Here is an 18,598-nt window from a genome sequence, read left to right as displayed (position 1 = left end):
TATATACTGAATTTGATCTGAGAATTGGGTCGATGCTATTTGGCGGAGAATCTCCCGATAGAGAGATAATTTGGCGGGTATATGAACCCACAAAAATTTTAAATAAGTATTGACTTTATAATTGACTGCTACATCGTTTGTAGCTACGAGAAAATCTATAAGGATTTTTTAATCTCTGTCTTGCTGGTTTCCGCAAGAAGAAAATAAAAATGGTGCGAGGAGAGGACTTGAGGTTCCTCTAAAACAAGGTGGCACTATAACTTAATGATAATTAAGAAAATATCTTCTTCGCAGCCTACTCTGCTCACAACTCTCCTCGGAAAGTGTGTAACAGATTGAGTAGCATTCTATGTATAACACTTAATGTTGTCAAAGCTGTTGTCTTCAGCGTGATTCGATCCCGAATACTGCGGTTATGTCGAAGTAGATTTTTTTGTTAGCTTCATCGCTAATCTTGGTGCTGAATACATCGAAAACATGATGTCTTCCGGTGATAATTAAGGTTTGCTCTAATATTTTGTATGATACGTTTTGTAATGAAAAAATGTATCGTATGATTTTGTATTCAAGTTTTACAAAGTCGATTAAATAATCCGGGTCGAAAGTAATTGAATGCTTGAATGAATATCCATTGCCATCTTGAATGGATTTTGTAATGTAAAATGGTAAATTGTACGATTCCATAATAATATTTTGTATCATATATTTTTATCGTACAAAATTATAGAAAGCTCTTTATCAATGATTCTGGTGGATAATATTCCAGATCAGGATCGAAAATCTTGCAGTTTGTAATGTTGAAATAATAATTTTTAACAAATATTTTTCTCGTCAGTTTGCATTCTATCTTCAACTGTATCTTGTCATATTGTTTCTTGTCGATAGTTAGCATTTCTGATTGTATTAGCTCATAGCTATAATCTTGCAATGTCATCATCAAATCCAGCACATGTTGCTCGATTTTGTATGAATCTATAATGCTCACATAATAGAGAATTATGGCATCATTAATGCTTTCACCACATCCGCCCATTATTGGGAGAGATGCGCCATATATTTTATTGATAAGTCTGTTTAAGTTCACTTGAATCACCTTGATAAATTGCAGCATATGTATTTATCCTAGTGATAGTTGTTGCCGATGCGTTTCTGTGGTGTGGTGTATGAGGCGGCTGAGGAACTTTTATGATTATATTTCGAACAATAATCAAATATAATTACAAAAAACAATCAAAAAACCGATATATCAAGGGATATTTATTTTCACCTAGTGTTTGAAAATATCACTTGTATGATCAATGGGTATAGCTGAAATACAGTTCTTGAATGACAACAGGAGCTATCATCTCCTTGTTAGAGACGTAGCTTTTTTATTTTATATATATAAATAATAAAAAGGTCTGTCCCTAACAAGTAGCTATCATCAGACAATGACTAATACATAATATTTTAGATTCATTTGTTGCACTTGTTGTATGATGAATTCAGGTAAAAAATCTCTCAATATCTTTACTGGACGATTACAAGAGCAACTCACAATACCATTATTCAATATTATCTTATCTGCTAGTTTTCGCCATCGCGGCAATCTAATAACGAACTGGAATGCATCATGCTTATCGATATGGGTTGCATTCATGATGTGACGGATCAATGACTCAATAATATCAGCAACAATCTGCAATTTTTCAGCGGGTAATATTCTAGTGCCTGATGGATAGCGTTTTTCTAATTCACTGATAATGCCACACTCTGCTGCACTTGCGTTCGCATGCATAATGATAGTTTCATCACACATTTGACCATTTTCTAAACGTTCAATGGCATTTACTAGGTAATCATATGTTACCTTTTTGGTATCAATCTGTTTTAACACTGCCATAATACGTTTTTGAAATGCTGTTAATTCTTTGTCATATATCTCTAATAATCGTTCAACCTTTTCTATGTTGACATGATTATTTTCAGTAGATTTGAACATAAGATTGAGAATCAACGTTGATTCTGCACGTCGCATCTCCTTGATGTTTTCACGGCATTGCTTTCGAGTCGCTTTAGAAAGATTGATAAATTCCTCATCTTTTCCGTAGGATTGAAATTTGCAGACAGTGAACCCCAACGATTTTAGAACCTGGTTGGCATAATCACGGTTAGCGTAAAATTGTTTGTGTTTAGCTTCAGCGGATATGAATAATGTTGATAACGGTGAAACCAGATACTGATTAGATGTTGAATCGAACAATATGCCTTGACGTTTAAAATCCATGCTTAAACACTTCTCAAATGCCGCATGATCATTGCTATTGAAAGCGCGGTACTGTTGGGTCATGAAGGTAGCGGTCTCTTTTGCCATTGCGGATAAACGCTCCTGTTCAATAATCCATTGATCAATATCAAATACATCTTCATCGAGATTGTTGGTTGCAATGTGCAGACAATGAACTGTTGATGCTTTACGGAAGCGTCCGCACAATTGCTTGATGTACTGCACCGGTTCCTTACCGATGACACACACATTCGCTACATCGATATTATCCTGGATCGAAATACCTTCCACTAAAGAGGTGGTACCTAGAACAATATCCACCTCATCCATTTGGAATTCACCATCATTGGTAAGACGATGGGCAAATGATCCTGATGTTCTGCATAGGTCGGCGTTTACAATTTCAACAACAAGATGGCTACCATCGTCCTTGGGGACCTGATTTAGAAGCTGTTTGAATCCCAGTAACGTCTCGGTATTGTTATGGAGTATCAGAGATTTATTGGGATGTTGCAGCCAAAAATAGATGAATTGTTGCAATGCATGATGGGGGTCACCGATATGCAAACGGTAATACATCAAATCAGGTGCTACGGTTTTATGGATACGTATCCTGCTGTCAAACTCAATAATTCCATCAAAATCATCACTACCAATGGTTGCCGATTGGCACACAACCTGTTTCCACGGTAGCTGCATCAATTTCAGCACATTGTGTAACGGTTCTAGGCGGTAATCCGCCAGTAAAAAATTATGCACTTCATCGATGATCAAAATTTCATCTGTCACATCAATTTCATGATTTGAAGCCATATCGAGCAATCGTTTAGATTGATCATAGGTAGTAACCATATCCGTTTGTACGCAATTTCTGCTGCCCTGCTGACCAACGATGGAACGTAGCGGTGCTAGCAATCGATGGGCGATTTTCGCGTGTTTAGGCGCGTAATTCTTACCCATACTCATATCCGCATTCAGCAGTACACGTTTCCCATCTCCGTAGTCGTCAACACTGATGAAATCAGTCGATTTAACAACATCCCAATGATCATCAGCGAGTGTAAAGGGTTTAATGGCGCCACTGGATAACCGATGATAGTAGGACAGTCGATAGTCATCCTTTTGGATTTTTTCCAGTAGGATATTTGCTGCATCATCAACCAGGATTGGGTGATACTCAGCAAGGTATTCCACAAGATCCATCAACGCATCTTTGGGTAACGTTGATAGGTAACGTTTTTTGTCCGATTTTTTTCTAGGTAATCGGGTTTGCAAGACCATTTGATTGAAATCAGCTTGCGACATGCTATTGCTGGTCATCATGCCACCTTCCTTTGTTTCAATTGTGCAAGCCTTTCCTTTATCCTTTCATTCTCCGATTGTTCCCGCTCAATCCTTGCCAACATCAATTTGCTTTTAACGGTTGTTTCACCCAACTGTTCATACAAATAATGTATGACTGTACCAAGGGTGATTACCTGATCAACGGGTTGGTGACTGTTCCATAGTGCTGCCGCGGCAATTGCTGATTTTTTATTCATAATGGACGAGGTAACGGTTTGGTAATCCTCCAGACTGAACCCGGCATATTTCATACCCCAACCGATGTCACGCCAGGTTGGATAATATCCACAGAATGTCTGTAAAAGTAACTGGATAATGGTGGATTTTTCATGGGTACTTGGCAAGGTATAGGATGCTGGTAACGATGGGGTTGCACTCGTATGGTTTTGAGTGTCACAACCCTGACGATTCCGAGATGTTGGGGGGGATATTACCAACGCCCGATTCTTGTGATCCTCAATCAGCGTCTTTACAACCGATGTAGGTAACTGGCGATCAGCGTTTAAAGCTTTATCAGGGCAATGTTGGGTACCGTTGAAAAATCGAGAAGCATCTTTACACGCCTTATCACCGCCCAGAATCTGAAGCAGGATGGTATACAACCATGTCATATCATCAGGATGATCGATTGGATGCTCTAACGCGAATAATACCCTGAATCGTGGATGTTCATCGGTATGAGACGGTGTTACATAATACCCGGTACCATATTCAACATAGAACGGATTTGCCCTTAATTCTTCAAGGGTTAGCCCATGATCAATGTCAACCATTGCAATGGAATGACAGATAAAGTTAGTGGATTTCCGATAGCCATTCCTCAATGATGCGCAGATTGGAAACCCATCTACAGTGAGATGGTTGAAAATATCCGCGAATGGTAGATGAACGGTTTCCCAACCCTTAGCAAGATTGATTCTCTTACCACCCTGGTTGGTATGATAGGTGTTGCCGGCTATACTTGAAGCGACTAACGGTTTGCTCCACCAGTTCTTATTGATAGATACGGTATAAAGTTGTGGTATGACTACATCCGTAGTCTGATTATATTTTTCCATATTGATTCACCATCGAGACACTTATGGTCATACACTATGCAGGTATAGTGTCATCGGATTAATTGCATAGTCATTACATTCTCCGTTTAAAATGCTGGTTGAGATGGCCGTCTCAACCAACCGGTGAATGCAATTAATTTTGGAAATGATATGAAGAAATGAATTCCTCATAGTTATTTATCATTTGACGACTATTTATAAAACGTATTCAATGCATTATAGCGGGATGAGCAATAATCGCCCACCTAAACAGAGTTTATAAATTATAGATTGAATATTCATATTAATAGAAAGTATGATTAGATATTATTTGACGTGACGAAGGGGTAGGCTCTAAAGCGACAGCCGCCGAGTATCTATATTATACTTCGGCAGATGCTAATGCTCCTCGTGTGAATAATTCATTTCCAAATATATATAGTATGCTTAATAATTTAGAATTACTTAGCGTTAAAAATATCATATAATATTTTTATAGTAAATTTAATATAATGTTCAATAGTAAATAAACAATTATAGTGAACTGACAAACCTCATAGGATACTTGAAATGGAAAAAATGTCTATTTTTACCTTTTTAGGGTTGATGTTTACATTTTTATTAACAGGAATATATATTTCAGATCGTATCAAGCCTGACTTAGATAGAGTTATAAAATTTTTAGTGCAATTGCTAGCCTCGATTATTGGAAACACACTAAATTACATTCGAAGTGAACTTATAATAGACGTTGCCAATGCGATTTTGATGATTAAGTACGTTATAAAGCACGAGCAAAAGTACGATGAACGCATCATTTCTTATGATAGAAAAACTAGGGAAATAATATATAAGGTTAGCGAGCAGAATGGAGAATCAGATATCCTTGTATCGAATATAAAAGATAAGACAGAGAAGGCCTCTCACGCGCCAATTGAAGCAACTGAAATCGACGTAATAATTGAAAAATCTAGACCCAGTATTGAGCTGATTGGCATTAAATCAAGAGGGTATAAAAAAAAGGCACTACTAATTACAGCATCTATTGCTTCCCTATTTTTGTATTTTTTAGGAATGGGGTTTCTAGAGGGGATGGAGTATAGAAGACACCCAAGTTATAAAGGGGTAATTGAATTATTTTCAAACGAAGAACCTAATAAGATAGTAAGTAGAATTTTGATATTATTGCCGGGAATTCCTGCATATAATAAAAACACCCGAGATTGGATTTATTTACATTCCAAAGTAAGTGATAACTTTTATAATTCGATGCTTCTAGAGCATAATTTTTTTAGTATGGAAGAAGATCAAAAGCTAACTTACTTGGAATCTTACCCAATTACTCCTACAAAAAAATTTACCACTTATCTCAAACAGGTCATTGAAGACGGAAATTATGACCAAGCTATAAGCTTTATATCGAAACATAATAGCCCAGAGCTGAAAGACCAGTTAGGTTATGCGATGGTTTATAGTTATAAGATAAACCCCTTGCCTGAAAACTTCAATACAATATTTACTTGGCTTCTCCAAAACAATATTAGATTGTCAGTAGATTTTCTTACCGAGAACAAAAACATCGGAGATATGGATTTTTATCTCGGAATGGTTGATTTATTGGATCAAGATGTTGTTAAGAGTGATAAAGATTTAAGTATCAAATTATATGCTGCATCCGAAAGCAGAATCTTTGGAGAGGATAAAAAAATAAAACCAGAGTCATTAGAGCTGATTTCTCTACTATTGTTTAATGGGAGTTATAGCGGAAATTTGAAGGATTCTTTGATAACAAACCTAGGAAATATTGACGATAAAGATATTGTGAGGATTTTTACTCATGCTGGATCAAACCTAAGTGAAAGTGATTATGAACTATGTGATACAATCTTTTTAAGGTTGATTGATAAACCGACGCCAGTAATTGAAGCCTTGGGTACATTGGCAAAGGCCAACAATATAGGTCTTGTTGAGCATTTTTCGGAGGCTATACTAAATAAAGATATAACCAAAATAGAGAATAGTGAGGTAAAAAAATCTATCATAGTAATACTAATAAATTATAATTCTGACCTTGGAAAAGGTTATTTAGATCACGTTTTTATGGGTCTAGCTAAGCCAAAAAATAAAATTTATCTTGTAAATAACTACACAACTGGTAGCGCAGCTTCGGATAAATATATATCACTTGCAAGTCACGATTATACCGAGACTGGAAAAACATGGCCCCCCAGTTATATCAAGTTCCCACCATCTTTTAATGAGACTGAGCAATGGCGTAGCTTTATAAACGAATATCCTTGGTTTCCTGCCACAGATGACGCATATTACAGGTTAGCTTTTTCATATTTTTATTTTAAACAGTATCAGAAATCGTTAGATACAATTCTGGAGTTCTATAATAAATCTGATTTTGTTGATAATGATGCCAGTCCATACGTTGGATATTTGCTAAAGTTTGTTCTTGCAAATATTAACATACCAAGCCAAAACGAACTTCTAAAGAACATAAAAATAATCTATGAGCAACCAGTAAGTGGATTTATATATAGCCAACATCCAGATATTAAAAATCTTAAACGTGCGATAAATTGGTTCATTGAAAATGAGTCTAAGCTCGTTTATTTAAATACAGATATTAAAACAATTGGTTTAATGAAGCGTATTTGTGATGTGATTAGTGATTACTCAGATTTATCTGAGAGGATTGATATAATCGCTAAAATATTACTGCAAGAATATCAGGATAAATCGGAAGATGTCGATAATATTAAAACATCCGCAAATCTTTCGGGGGTTCTATATTCTAGGTTTTTCTCCCCCAAAGCCGCTAAGTTAAGCAACCTCGCTTCAATTCCCGGCGGCGAATTAGGAGAACTTCCTAATTCATTTTTTATTAGAGAGATGAAGTTAATTCTTAAAAATGTTGCCCCAAATGAGAAGCTTTATCTTGGAACTTTAAATCTATTGGAGCTCCATAGAGATAATAACTTTGGACGGTTAATAGATTCAAGCCAGGAATTGTTCGATTTAATAAAAGAATTCGTTCCATCAATCTTAGATACAAATTCAATTGATAATAATACAATATCTGGGAAGCCCGCTGAAGAAGAAGTGGAAATCAATAACATAGTCAATAAAGTACCATAGAGCTTTAAATATCATGATAATATTATTGCTTAGCATAGCTACTATACTACTCGTATTGATAGTGATTTTGATTATATATAGACAGTCTAAAATGTACTCTATCGCAAGGATCATTACTGATGTATCCCCTATTACTGCCGAAACATTAGGGCATCTTGTAGAACTTTCAAAGTTGCAACAAAATGAACTTCCTTGGTTTGAACGTAGCCTTTCTACTATTGGAGTTGTTGCATTTTTTAGTATGATTATAGCTACCGGTGTTCAGACATTCAAAGCCACTATAGATCAATTAGAATTAGCATCTTTGAAATATGATATAAAGCAATTAGAAAATCAAAAGAAGATTTTCGATAAACTTATACCAGACATAAGCAGAACTGTGCTTCAAGAGTATCGAAAAAATGGATACTTATTTCCTGATGAAAAGGAATTTGCAACACAGAGAATTGCTCAACTCGACGAAAAACCCACCCTTTCCATGCCCGAAATTGAGGAAATGTTCAATCTTTCTATCGCAACAGGTGATTTGAGTCATGCTGTAGCCTCTATTAGAAAAAACAGCGATCTTTTGATGCAAACTGATGTAAACTCTTTGATGATACTTGCTGAATATAACTTCCATAATGGTGCATCGAATATTGCGAATCAAATTCTTGATAAAGTAAGAGATAGAATTATGAGTTCCAATGGGAATGTCCCTGATGGTATTAAGTTCCGATTTTATGTTTTAGATAGTATTCTCGAACCTAACTTGAATCACGAAAATTATGTAGGACTTCTAGCTGGCCAACTAGGTATCACAAAGAATGAAGCCAAATTAAGGTTGGAATCTGAAATACAAAAATATAAAAAAGTTAATGGTCACTAAGTTCATTTTTTCTTCCCGCACTGAGCGATTGCTCATCTAACCACGAACGTATTTTTATATATGTTCATGCCTTAGTTACCTTTGCACCCAATAACTGAACCGCATTAACTTTCCATAATCTATGTATGAATATGAATCTTCAATGCACTTATAAGGATCTGCGTAAAAATATTTTTTAGTTCAAGAATGAGTTAATATAGATTGAAACGGAGTGTCGGTTTTTAATAATTTGAATAAAGCAAATTACAATCGCGACACGCAGCAAGTTACTGAACGGGGTGAATGGTGGTTTTGAAATAGGAATCAGCGGTGGATTTAATTGGAATTTGCAAATACATCCAGAAACAGTCGAATGAATAGTTGATGAACAGCATTTGATAAAAAATCGCTTACATTTTCAATCTAAAATGAGTTTTTTGTTAAAAATTCATTTACATGGATTAATGGTCTGTTCCCAAAATATATAAAATCAATAAGTAATGTATGACGATATCAATGTATCGTGATCAACATGATTTAATATAATGCAGAATGGGTTGGTGAAATATGCCATGCGTTTGGGAATGCTGATTGCATCATCTGAATAGTGGTTGAATTAGCATTCCAAATTATGATTGCTGACGGAAAAGGGGCAACATCATTCTTACCTTCAGCTGCAAATCTGATACGCCCCTTCAACATAAATATATCTGCTTTATTGATAATCCAATTATGCCAAGCGATGGTGTCGGGTCTAGCAGGAATAACAGCGATGCAAAGCTTGATATTTCCCATCATTGTTTCGTCATGAGATTTTTTAATCCATTGTTTCAATGATTTACCATAAGGTGGATTGACAAATACCTTGCCATACCAAGGTTAGATCAATCCATTGTCTCCATCTTCACCGGTATAATGAATCTTCGCTTTGACGGGTGCTTTATTTTTGTCTTTAGTAGTACTACAAGGGTCTAAATCAAATTGCCCACCCACTATTGGATATAATTTGTCTAATATTTCCGGTGGTGTTGACCATGATTGGTAATTACTACTGATAGCCGTTGTCTTATAAAATGGCAATGGTGTACCAATAGGATGCAGAAACAATCCAGCACCCAATGCTGTTGCGATCTGTTCTATAGGGAATAGATGACCTGGATGATTGGATTCAATTGCTAATATCGTTGGAACACTCACCTTGGTCAGTTCGGAAAGTGACCGTAATGATATTTTCTGACGTTCCCTGAGTATTGCTAAGCTTTCGCCTAATGATTCAGCACTGGGTAAAGTGCGCCCCGAAATTTCATAATCCAAACATTTCGCTATGGTTTGAAAACTATTAAATAATCCCTGTCCTTGTTCTGCTTTGATAATAGTGGGTAATGAAAACGCGCACTTTGTTGCTATATCTAACTGTTTCAGACTTTGGTTTTTCCTAACAGTTTTTAGAGAATTGCCCAGATTGGAAGGTAAACGATTGTTTAACAATTGATTTTAAAAATGAGTTGAAATGTAAACGATAGTTTAGCAATTTTTGATTTTTATAGTGTACAGAAGCAATGCATTATGTGATGCCACTTGCGTTTATGGGTGTATTTGCTGAACCGATCATCTATTGCTATCCTTGAGATAACATTAGTTCACCACCCTGTAGTCATCAGGATATCATTCAAAAAGGACAGTCAATGGCGAAAGCCCCCAAACAACCCGCTAAAGAAGAACCGTTAGAAAAACAGCTGTGGAAAGCAGCTGACAAGCTCCGTAAGAACATTGATGCCGCCGAATACAAACACGTCGTACTGGGGTTGATTTTCCTGAAATATATCTCGGATGCATTTGAAGAGATGTTCAGTAAATTAGCGGCTGGTGAAGGTGAATATGCCGGCGCTGATCCAGAAGATAAGGATGAATATTCCGGTGAAAACATCTTCTTCGTACCGATGGAGGCACGCTGGTCCTATCTGCTGGGTAAAGCAAAGCAACCCGATATCGGACTTTTGTTGATGGTGCAATGGATGCTATCGAAAAGGAGAACCCATCGTTAAAGGGTGTACTGCCCAAAGTATTTGCCCGTCAAAATCTCGATCCTACCAGTTTGGGAGGGTTAATTGATTTGGTGGGTAACATTGCATTAGGTGATGCAAAAGCGCGTAGTGCTGACGTTCTAGGACACGTTTTCGAATACTTTCTGGGGGAGTTTGCGTTAGCGGAAGGTAAACAAGGTGGTCAGTTCTATACACCCCGTAGCATCGTTGAATTATTGGTTGCTATGTTGGAACCCTATAAAGGTAGGGTGTTTGATCCATGCTGCGGCAGCGGTGGGATGTTCGTACAATCCGAAAAGTTTGTGGAGGAACATCAGGGCAGAATCAATGATATTTCCATCTATGGTCAGGAGAGTAACCAAACCACCTGGCGGTTAGCAAAAATGAACCTTGCTATCCGGGGTATCGATAGTTCACAAGTTAGATGGAACAATGAGGGGTCATTCCTGAATGATGCCCATAAAGATGTGAAGGCAGATTTTATTATTGCTAATCCTCCCTTCAATGTTAGTGATTGGAGTGGTGAATTGTTACGAACCGATGGACGCTGGCAATACGGTACACCACCCGTTGGTAATGCTAACTTCGCCTGGTTACAGCATTTTATTTACCACCTGTCCCCAAATGGTAAAGCGGGTGTGGTACTGGCGAAGGGTGCATTAACCAGTAAAACCAGTGGTGAAGGCGATACGTGAAAACGCATCCATTGATTGGACTATCAAACACAATGTCAAAGCAAAATTAAAAGCTAGGGGCTGTTGCCGTTTCACATCGGTAACCATATAAATGCACAAGCCAGGGCGATAGCACCTTCAAAATTGCGTTTTAGTTTGTCATATCGGGTGGCAATAGCTCTAAAATGTTTCAGTCGCGCAAATACGTTTTCAACGAGGTGGCGATATTTATAGAGACACCAGTCCATTTCCTCATTCCCGACTATTGAATTTTGTTTTCTTGGGATGATGGGGACTGTGCCTTGGTCTCGAATTTGAATCCGTAACGGCTCGCTGTCATACCCTTTGTCTGCAATCATGTAGCCCGCCTGGGGGAGCTTGGCCACAAATTCCGGCGCTTCTTTGCAGTCATGTACTTCGCCCCCCGTAATCGAGAACTGGATGGGAAGTCCACCGGCATCAACCGCCATATGGATTTTGGTCGTGTTGCCTGCGACCGATTTCCCGATGGCTGTTGGATTTTCATGGGCGCCGCCGCTACTGTGTTGATGGGCTTTAATAATGCTGCCATCAATAAATAGCCATTCCAAATCAGGCTCAATCACTAGCGCCTGAAAGATACCCCTCAGCTTTTCTTGCAGTGACCAGGCATTGAAGCGCTTGTACACGGCATTCCACTTGCCAAAAGCGACGGGCAAGTCTCGCCAAGGGCAGCCAACACGCAAACGATAAAAAATCCCTTCGACCGTTTGCCGAAGACCGGGTTTGTCGTAAATGCTGAAACTCAACATAATCGTTTTTAGCTTTTCCCAGTGGGTATCTGTAAGCAGTTGGCGTGGCATTCGCTAGTTATCGTTTGATTGAAAACTCAATCAATATGGCTCGCCAATCGATTTTCAAAGGGATTATGACAAAATGGCAACAGCCCCTAGGAATTATTTGTCTGCATACGATAGCTCTGAAGGTACACTATATTTATTATTTTTAGTCGTATTATTGCTGCACAGGGAAACTCCTGCAATTTTTGCAATTGATAATATAGACAACGCTCTTAATCCAGCAATTACCAAAAAACTAATAGAAACAATAATATACGTATTATGTGCTAGTGATCATAGCGATGTGACAATTAGTCCTAACAGGCTGGTGAAAAACCCGCCGATATTTCCCCTTACCCACGATGTTCGTGATTTTTTCGAGTTGAAATCGGTCATGACATCGAGTTTCAAGCGTTTTGCCCCGGTTTCAAGGGCTTTTTATTCGCCTGAAGCCGTCTGTGGACGGTTTTCAGGCGAACTTCACCCTAGGCGGGTGCACTCCACGCCGGTTTCGGCGTGAACACCAATAGGTTGAGCATGCGCGTCAGGTTGTAGGCGGCAAAGCAAAACAAGGCCTGACCCGCGACTTTGGCTAAGCCGATGTGACGGGTTTTGCGCAGGCCGCCGACCGTTTTGACCCAGCCAAAGGCTTCTTCGACGATTTTGCGGCGCTTGAGACTTTGGGCGTAACCTTTGCCGCGCGCGGTGCGGCCGTCGACGGCACTGCCAATCTTTTTGCGGGCCACATGGGCTTTGATATCACGGGACTCGAGTCCGTTGACGAACGCCGGTTGGTCATAGCCTTTGTCGGCACCGACGCTGCCACCTTGGGGCACGCGGCGTTTGATCATTTTTTGCGCGGCTTCGATTTCGGCGGTGCCGGTGGCTTGAGTGGTTTCGACATCGACAATCAGGCCGTTGCGATTCTCGGACAAGGCATGGGTGATGTAACGCAGTTTGGCCTCGGTGTATTCGCCTTTCTTGTAAAGCCGGGCTTCGGGATCGGTTGTACTTTGATGGGTGGCGTTGCTGCGCTTTTCGCCACTGAAGTCGATCTCGGGATTGCGGCCGGCGGGTTTATCGGGACCACTACCATCTTTTTTGACGAAGCTTTTGTGCGAGGCCCAGGCTTCAATGAGGCTACCGTCGACACTGAAGTGTTCGTCGGACACCAGATTTTGCCATTCGGCTATGGCCAGTACCCGCTCAAAAAATTCGCGACTCAGGGCTTCGGACAGCAGGCGTTCGCGGTTGAACGTTCATTCATCGGTGGATTGAATATTCTGGTTCAGTTTGCAGAAGACAATAGATGTCAACATATCTATATCATTGACCAATGGAATGATAAAAACATTACAATGGCGAGATTGTCTGGTTATTATCCGGTAATGATTGAGTTATCAGAAGATAACATTGATAAAATCAATCAACTTGCCATTCAGCATATGTTCTATGATGGTGTTAAATCATCATTAGCGTCAGCAATATTCCCTGATAAATTGCTGGGTAGTAATGATGCCTTTTCTGCTATTGCCATTGATATAAACAACCAAATGAAAATAGTTCGAAATAGTCATTTAGGAACTATGAATGATATGGTGATTGACTCTATTAGAAGGCTTTATTTGTAGATCATTTATATTATTTTGGTATCCAGCGAACATTGCTAAGTTCATTACGAAAGTCCACCTTAATTATTTCTGTTAATAATCTTGCAACACTAACGTCATCGGCATAATTTTCTCTTCCAAGAGTGTTATTTCCTGCTTCTCTTCCGCATATTTGTTCAGTTATATAATCCATTACGCCGGCTCTATCCAATGCGGACGTCATTGTGTGCCTGAAGGAGTAGAACACTTTTTTGGTTTTAATGTATATACCTAGTTTTACCAAGTATTCTCGATTAAACCAATCTCCGATTGGTCTTGAGTATCCATCCTTAGTTGTCCAATTGGATAATTCTTGAAATAGTCTATGATTATCGTTGCAGGATTCTACAAAGTCTATGAATCCAATTTCTATAAGATGGGGGTGAATGGGTGTCTTCCGGAAACTGTTCGCTGATTTTAACCGCTTGTCTTTTGTATTTTCGTTAAAATCAAATACCCAGTTATTGTCAATTTGTTTTATATCTTCTTTGTAAAGTGCTGCTATTTCTGCATTTCTTGCGCCAGTGTACAATGCGATCAATGGTGTCCAAAACTTGTAAACTGAATCATATTGACCGTTGGTATAAAGCTCTGTAGAGAAAATTCTTACTAGATCTTGACTGGTAAAGCTCTGTCTACGTTGATTCTGCTTTATTTTCTTGTTGGCTTGTACTCGTAATTCAACAAATGGATTGTCCGTATATTCTTTGTATTCAGATACTATCCATTTAAACAATCTGCTATACATCTCCATATGATCATTGATGAGTTATAACTAAATCTGGTGTACGGCCCGACTTGATGAAAGGTGGCGCCCTCTGCTGAAATGAGATTGTCGAGATCGAATAACAGCAAAATGAGAGACGCCATGAACAAAGATAATGCAAAAGACTGGAATAATGCCAGTGGGATTAACGATCCTTTGACGGATTTGTTGAAGACGGGTGCTAGAGCCTTGATCCAACAAGCCGTTGAGGCGGAGCTACAGGCTTTTCTGGGCGAATACGCCAAGGTTACCGATTTACGGGGCCGGCAAACCGTGGTGCGTAATGGCTATTTGCCGGAGCGGGAGATCGTGACGGGCGTGGGTAACGTGACGGTCAAAATCCCCAAGGTTCGAGACCGTTCCGGCGGCAGGATCAAGTTCAACTCGTCGCTGGTGCCGCCGTATGTTCGCAAGACAAAACGGGTGGAAGCGGCCTTACCCTGGCTGTATTTGCGCGGCATTTCCACCGGCGACATGCAGTCGGCCTTATCGGTGTTGCTGGGTGACGATGCCAAAGGCTTGTCACCTGCCGTGGTTAGCCGCCTGAAAGCCCAATGGGCCGAGGATTATCTGGCCTGGAATCGGCGAGATTTATCGAAGGAGCGCACTGTGTATGTCTGGGCCGACGGCATCTATTCGACCCTGCGTGGCGAGGATGATCGGCTGTGCCTATTGGTCATCATCGGAGTCAACGAACAGGGTGAAAAGCGCTTGCTGGCCTTATCGGACGGTTATCGGGAATCGAAAGCCTCGTGGCTGAGTGTTTTGCAGGATTTACAAACGCGAGGTCTACAGGACGCGCCGAAACTGGCTACCGGCGACGGCGCTTTGGGTTTCTGGGCAGCCATCAACGAAGCTTGGCCCACCACACAACACCAGCGCTGCTGGGTGCATAAGACGGCGAATGTGCTGGCGACGCTACCCGATTCAATCCAAGGCAAGGCCAAGGCGGGGCTGAAAGAAATCTGGATGGCGGAAACCAAAGCCCTGGCCAATCAAGCCTTCGACACGTTCTTGCGTGACTTTGAAGCCAAGTACCCCAAGGCGGTGGGCGTGTTGGAAAAAGACCGTGAATCGCTATTGGCCTTTTACGACTTTCCCGCCGAGCACTGGATACACATTCGGACGACAAATCCGATCGAATCCAGCTTTGCGACGATTCGCCATCGGACCACCCGCACCAAGAACTGCGTGTCCCGCAATACCTTGTTGGGCTTGGTGTTCCAATTGGCGTTAACCGCCGAGAAGAGTTGGCGCAAGATACGCGGCTTTAAACGATTGCCGGATGTGATTGAGGGCATTCGTTTTCAGGACGGCATGGCTGTCATTATGGAACCGGAGAAAACAGAAGAAACACAGCAGATGGCCGCCTGATTCAAATCAGCCATACACCAGATTTGACTATTTCTCATCATTGATGGTCTTCGTAGTGAACTTCTCTTCATCAATGTTTAGGGAAATTATTTTATCGACTGTCATTCCTCGATACTTTGCTGTATTTGCAGGTAGTAGCTTCAATTGCTTTAGTACCTGTTTTGCATCATCTCTTGTGATTTCACTGATTGCTTTATCGCCAGTGATTTCAATTAGACGTCGAAAAAATGTAGTGTGTTTGTTCGAAGGCTTCCAATCTTCTCCGTACTTAACGATTTTCAAATCGTCATAGTAGCGTTCAATAATTTCGCTCAAACTATGTTTCGCGGAATTCGCTGCTGGATTTCCCTTTTTCGTTCTTGTTTCGTTTGATTTCGCCGTTGATTGAGCGGTCTTGTTCTCGGCAGGATCTTGTAGTGGTTTAGATGAGTGCAGTTCGTTATTGATTCTGGATAATTCGCGGAAGTATGCGGCGGATTCTTCAGGGGACATTCCTGAATCTAAACATGCTTTTATGTCTTCAGGTTTTATCTCGACTTCATTGGTGACGGTACCATCAGGAGCGACTGTTTGTTTAACGGTGAAGTCTATCGCGTTAGGAGGGCGTCTGGAACTCATATTTCTGAGGATTTCGTTTGTTATCAGATCGTCAAAGTATCGATCATATCCAGAACAAAGTTTTTTTGCATCGCTAATATTTGAAGTCCTTAGCGAAACGATGAACTCAGGTCTATTGAAGTGAGATTTTAGAAGGGAGGGGATTCTGCGGCGATAGTACAGGATGTCCTTTCGCTGGCAGAGATATTTGTGCGGGGATTTTTCGAGCATTTTCCTCTCCTCATCAGCACATCTTGTGTAGCAAAATGTGTGGCAAGTTGTGTAACAAGGAAGAAGAATACTCTCCTCATGAAAAATATGAGGAAAATCAATAAGTTATGGTGCCGAGGAGAGGACTTGAACCTCCACAGGGTTACCCCTACTAGCACCTGAAGCTAGCGCGTCTACCAATTTCACCACCTCGGCATTACTTATCTAGGTAAGTAATTTGGTTATTATAAGTGTATGGATGGGATGTGTCAACCTTATGATTATACACATCATGATTATACACATCGCTGAGCAGCTTAACGTCGGCACTCCTGAAGGATTGGTTGTTGTCGCCAGGTGATGCAGTCGTTCTGAGGCAGTGGCTTGGGTATTAGGGTGGCTTGGTCTATTTGGCTGCTTCCATTGGCGAGCGATAGTTTGTGCAAGAAAGTTTTTGTCGGCAGACTATTGAGCTAATTTGCGGTATCCATCGAATAAATGATGAATTTCCTCAAGACCGTCTTCGATTGACCAAGAAACCGACTTTGACAATAAATCCAGTAAAATCACGCCGTTTACCGCCGCATCTTCGCTAATCGCAGTTTTTAACCGTTGGCTTAAATGGAGGTTGATAACTTGTAAGTTTTGATATAGCGCGAGCAGTTCATCCAGTTCCAGGGAATAGGGTAGGTGGTCTTTTTGCCGAAAATACTGTGCCAATAGGAACATCGTGGTTACTCGGTAAATCGTTTCAGTTTGATCGGCCAAGGGTAAGTGAAAACGTGCCATTGGCTTTAAAAATTCAGTATGCGGACACGGGCTGGTGGCCATAATTAAGCCTAGAATCGAACTGGCGATATGTTGAGCAGTGGTTTCGGCGCGTATGGTTCTTCTATCGGTAATGACTTCTACAGCCATTTGCTTGTGGGACACTAGGTGCCCACATAAATTTAACAGTGACACCAAATTAATCGCGACAGGACAATGCGGAACCTGCTCCGGTTTTAACGGGCAATTGCGGCATTGTTGATACGTGAGTTCCGTCCATAGAGGATAGGGAGGGGGGGCGGCAGAAATAAGGGTCATGCTTTGTTTATCAACTTCGATTAGGAAATCGGCGCTGTCGTAATCTTCTGCGCTTAAGCGGTAGGTAAAATGTAGGATGTCTTCGGACATATAAATTCAGCAAACTTGTGATGTGCGTTTTCTTGGATGGATTTTAACCTGGCTAAGCCGCGTTATTGGCCGATTGTAGGGGCGTCGTCTGACTAGTTTGGCTTGAGTATAGCTGCGGTATTCAAGTAAAGGAGGCTGCCTCCGGCTCCGTGTTACAATCGACGGCTCTAAAAACATAATCTCAAAAAGGCTTTACCATGCAATTTATTAAACTCTCCGCTGTTGCTTTATTGTTTTTATCTTTTCACGCCACAGCGGAAGTTCAGCTGACCAAAGCCGATGTTTTGGGTACATGGCAAATCGACAAAGAATCCAACACCAGTGATGGCAGCAAGGCCCGAAGCTCTAATACCACCTGGACGTTTAAAGACGATGGCACTATCGAAGGCATGACCCATGAAAACGATTCGCATGCCAGACTTGACCAAATGCGGGCTGTGCTGAATTACGCCGTCGAAGGCGGCAAGATTGTCAAACAGGCGGCGCCGGGTCGCTCGAAGATGGAAACCTGCGAGGCAATCGAAAAATCCGGCAACAATATGGTTTTGAAGTGCCAAACCGTTTATTTCTTTATGTCTAAAAAATAAAAACGCCGGGCACTTCTGATATTGTCGTGCTTAGTTTGACCTATTTACGTGGTTGTCGGAT

Annotated in this window: 18 protein-coding genes, 1 tRNA gene and 1 pseudogene; 9 read left to right on the top strand and 11 right to left on the bottom strand. The window is 40.4% G+C overall.

The annotated features are described in order from the left end of the window. Positions 1-721 precede the first annotated feature (721 nt). The 3 genes from ACR02O_RS16175 to ACR02O_RS16165 all read right to left on the bottom strand — a co-directional run bounded on the left by ACR02O_RS16175 (position 722) and on the right by ACR02O_RS16165 (position 4,668). On the bottom strand, positions 722-1,111 hold the full coding sequence (locus ACR02O_RS16175; protein ID WP_458137758.1) for a hypothetical protein: 390 nt from the start codon (positions 1,109-1,111) through the stop codon (positions 722-724). 312 nt (positions 1,112-1,423) lie between these two features. Then, a complete protein-coding gene (locus tag ACR02O_RS16170; RefSeq protein ID WP_458137757.1) occupies positions 1,424-3,589 on the bottom strand; it encodes a DEAD/DEAH box helicase family protein in 2,166 nt (721 codons plus the stop codon). Next, positions 3,586-4,668, bottom strand: a complete 1,083-nt coding sequence (locus ACR02O_RS16165) for a hypothetical protein (protein WP_458137756.1) — start codon at positions 4,666-4,668, stop codon at positions 3,586-3,588. The genes ACR02O_RS16170 and ACR02O_RS16165 overlap by 4 nt, the downstream gene beginning before the upstream one ends. Positions 4,669-5,217: 549 nt before the next feature. Between ACR02O_RS16165 and ACR02O_RS16160 the strand changes: the two genes are divergently transcribed. Together ACR02O_RS16160 and ACR02O_RS16155 are read left to right on the top strand one after the other, a co-directional pair. Next, complete coding sequence (locus tag ACR02O_RS16160) at positions 5,218-7,794, top strand: tetratricopeptide repeat protein (RefSeq protein ID WP_494522004.1); 2,577 nt, start codon at positions 5,218-5,220, stop codon at positions 7,792-7,794. A 91-nt stretch (positions 7,795-7,885) separates the two neighbouring features. Beyond that, positions 7,886-8,662, top strand: coding sequence for a hypothetical protein (locus ACR02O_RS16155; protein ID WP_458137754.1), 777 nt, complete (start codon positions 7,886-7,888; stop codon positions 8,660-8,662). 516 nt (positions 8,663-9,178) lie between these two features. Here ACR02O_RS16155 and ACR02O_RS16150 read toward each other — a convergent pair. Both ACR02O_RS16150 and ACR02O_RS16145 read right to left on the bottom strand, forming a co-directional pair. Further along, the gene (locus ACR02O_RS16150) at positions 9,179-9,475 is read right to left on the bottom strand and encodes a hypothetical protein (protein ID WP_458137753.1); all 297 of its coding nucleotides are present in this window, start codon (positions 9,473-9,475) and stop codon (positions 9,179-9,181) included. Positions 9,476-9,520: 45 nt separating this feature from the next. Beyond that, a complete protein-coding gene (locus tag ACR02O_RS16145; RefSeq protein WP_458137752.1) occupies positions 9,521-10,129 on the bottom strand; it encodes a helix-turn-helix domain-containing protein in 609 nt (202 codons plus the stop codon). 197 nt (positions 10,130-10,326) lie between these two features. Here ACR02O_RS16145 and ACR02O_RS16140 point away from each other — a divergent pair, with 197 nt between their 5' ends. The 3 genes from ACR02O_RS16140 to ACR02O_RS16130 are packed head-to-tail and all read left to right on the top strand — an operon-like array spanning position 10,327 to position 11,472. After that, on the top strand, positions 10,327-10,686 hold the full coding sequence (locus tag ACR02O_RS16140; RefSeq protein ID WP_458137751.1) for a type I restriction-modification system subunit M N-terminal domain-containing protein: 360 nt from the start codon (positions 10,327-10,329) through the stop codon (positions 10,684-10,686). Beyond that, positions 10,653-11,381 (top strand): HsdM family class I SAM-dependent methyltransferase, encoded by a 729-nt coding sequence (locus ACR02O_RS16135; protein ID WP_494522003.1) that lies wholly within the window; start codon positions 10,653-10,655, stop codon positions 11,379-11,381. Before ACR02O_RS16140 ends, ACR02O_RS16135 begins: the two co-directional genes overlap by 34 nt. Further along, complete coding sequence (locus ACR02O_RS16130; RefSeq protein ID WP_458137748.1) at positions 11,362-11,472, top strand: hypothetical protein; 111 nt, start codon at positions 11,362-11,364, stop codon at positions 11,470-11,472. The genes ACR02O_RS16135 and ACR02O_RS16130 overlap by 20 nt, the downstream gene beginning before the upstream one ends. Here the strand turns inward: ACR02O_RS16130 and ACR02O_RS16125 are convergent. Then, positions 11,453-12,202, bottom strand: coding sequence for an IS5 family transposase (locus ACR02O_RS16125; RefSeq protein WP_129871393.1), 750 nt, complete (start codon positions 12,200-12,202; stop codon positions 11,453-11,455). The genes ACR02O_RS16130 and ACR02O_RS16125 overlap by 20 nt on opposite strands. Positions 12,203-12,275: 73 nt before the next feature. Between ACR02O_RS16125 and ACR02O_RS16120 the strand changes: the two genes are divergently transcribed. Continuing rightward, positions 12,276-12,698 (top strand): AAA family ATPase, encoded by a 423-nt coding sequence (locus tag ACR02O_RS16120; RefSeq protein WP_494522002.1) that lies wholly within the window; start codon positions 12,276-12,278, stop codon positions 12,696-12,698. Here ACR02O_RS16120 and ACR02O_RS16115 read toward each other — a convergent pair. Beyond that, positions 12,664-13,431, bottom strand: a pseudogene (locus ACR02O_RS16115) (IS5 family transposase); the annotation flags it as partial. The gene ACR02O_RS16120 and the pseudogene ACR02O_RS16115 overlap by 35 nt on opposite strands. Between ACR02O_RS16115 and ACR02O_RS16110 the strand changes: the two are divergent. Continuing rightward, positions 13,357-13,809, top strand: coding sequence for a hypothetical protein (locus ACR02O_RS16110; RefSeq protein ID WP_494522001.1), 453 nt, complete (start codon positions 13,357-13,359; stop codon positions 13,807-13,809). The pseudogene ACR02O_RS16115 and the gene ACR02O_RS16110 sit on opposite strands and share 75 nt — an antisense overlap. Positions 13,810-13,819: 10 nt before the next feature. Here the strand turns inward: ACR02O_RS16110 and ACR02O_RS16105 are convergent, their stop codons facing one another. Next, a complete protein-coding gene (locus ACR02O_RS16105) occupies positions 13,820-14,563 on the bottom strand; it encodes a site-specific integrase (RefSeq protein WP_494522000.1) in 744 nt (247 codons plus the stop codon). 132 nt (positions 14,564-14,695) lie between these two features. Here ACR02O_RS16105 and ACR02O_RS16100 point away from each other — a divergent pair, with 132 nt between their 5' ends. Beyond that, entirely contained in the window at positions 14,696-15,967 is a 1,272-nt protein-coding gene (locus ACR02O_RS16100) for an IS256 family transposase (RefSeq protein WP_494521800.1), read from the top strand. Between the two features lie 27 nt (positions 15,968-15,994). Here ACR02O_RS16100 and ACR02O_RS16095 read toward each other — a convergent pair whose 3' ends face one another. The 3 genes from ACR02O_RS16095 to ACR02O_RS16085 all read right to left on the bottom strand — a co-directional run bounded on the left by ACR02O_RS16095 (position 15,995) and on the right by ACR02O_RS16085 (position 17,950). Further along, complete coding sequence (locus tag ACR02O_RS16095; protein ID WP_494521999.1) at positions 15,995-16,795, bottom strand: DUF6538 domain-containing protein; 801 nt, start codon at positions 16,793-16,795, stop codon at positions 15,995-15,997. Between the two features lie 108 nt (positions 16,796-16,903). Then, positions 16,904-16,990 (bottom strand) — tRNA-Leu (locus ACR02O_RS16090). A gap of 249 nt (positions 16,991-17,239) precedes the next feature. Then, the gene (locus ACR02O_RS16085) at positions 17,240-17,950 is read right to left on the bottom strand and encodes a DUF6901 family protein (RefSeq protein WP_033159358.1); all 711 of its coding nucleotides are present in this window, start codon (positions 17,948-17,950) and stop codon (positions 17,240-17,242) included. A gap of 197 nt (positions 17,951-18,147) precedes the next feature. On the opposite strand from ACR02O_RS16085, the gene ACR02O_RS16080 reads away from it, so the two are divergent. Next, a complete protein-coding gene (locus ACR02O_RS16080) occupies positions 18,148-18,537 on the top strand; it encodes a lipocalin-like domain-containing protein (RefSeq protein WP_033159357.1) in 390 nt (129 codons plus the stop codon). Positions 18,538-18,598: the final 61 nt, after the last annotated feature.

This window comes from Methylomonas sp. PHL2-19, from assembly GCF_059331595.1.
This window is presented reverse-complemented; position numbering and strand designations above follow the sequence as displayed.

Coding starts and splice junctions, on each gene's coding strand:
- ACR02O_RS16175 (WP_458137758.1), bottom strand. CDS start 1,111: ATGCTGCAATTTATCAAGGTGATTCAAGTGAACTTAAACAGACTTATC.
- ACR02O_RS16170 (WP_458137757.1), bottom strand. CDS start 3,589: ATGATGACCAGCAATAGCATGTCGCAAGCTGATTTCAATCAAATGGTC.
- ACR02O_RS16165 (WP_458137756.1), bottom strand. CDS start 4,668: ATGGAAAAATATAATCAGACTACGGATGTAGTCATACCACAACTTTAT.
- ACR02O_RS16160 (WP_494522004.1), top strand. CDS start 5,218: ATGGAAAAAATGTCTATTTTTACCTTTTTAGGGTTGATGTTTACATTT.
- ACR02O_RS16155 (WP_458137754.1), top strand. CDS start 7,886: ATGTACTCTATCGCAAGGATCATTACTGATGTATCCCCTATTACTGCC.
- ACR02O_RS16140 (WP_458137751.1), top strand. CDS start 10,327: ATGGCGAAAGCCCCCAAACAACCCGCTAAAGAAGAACCGTTAGAAAAA.
- ACR02O_RS16135 (WP_494522003.1), top strand. CDS start 10,653: ATGGATGCTATCGAAAAGGAGAACCCATCGTTAAAGGGTGTACTGCCC.
- ACR02O_RS16125 (WP_129871393.1), bottom strand. CDS start 12,202: ATGCCACGCCAACTGCTTACAGATACCCACTGGGAAAAGCTAAAAACG.
- ACR02O_RS16120 (WP_494522002.1), top strand. CDS start 12,276: ATGGCAACAGCCCCTAGGAATTATTTGTCTGCATACGATAGCTCTGAA.
- ACR02O_RS16100 (WP_494521800.1), top strand. CDS start 14,696: ATGAACAAAGATAATGCAAAAGACTGGAATAATGCCAGTGGGATTAAC.
- ACR02O_RS16095 (WP_494521999.1), bottom strand. CDS start 16,795: ATGCTCGAAAAATCCCCGCACAAATATCTCTGCCAGCGAAAGGACATC.
- ACR02O_RS16085 (WP_033159358.1), bottom strand. CDS start 17,950: ATGTCCGAAGACATCCTACATTTTACCTACCGCTTAAGCGCAGAAGAT.
- ACR02O_RS16080 (WP_033159357.1), top strand. CDS start 18,148: ATGCAATTTATTAAACTCTCCGCTGTTGCTTTATTGTTTTTATCTTTT.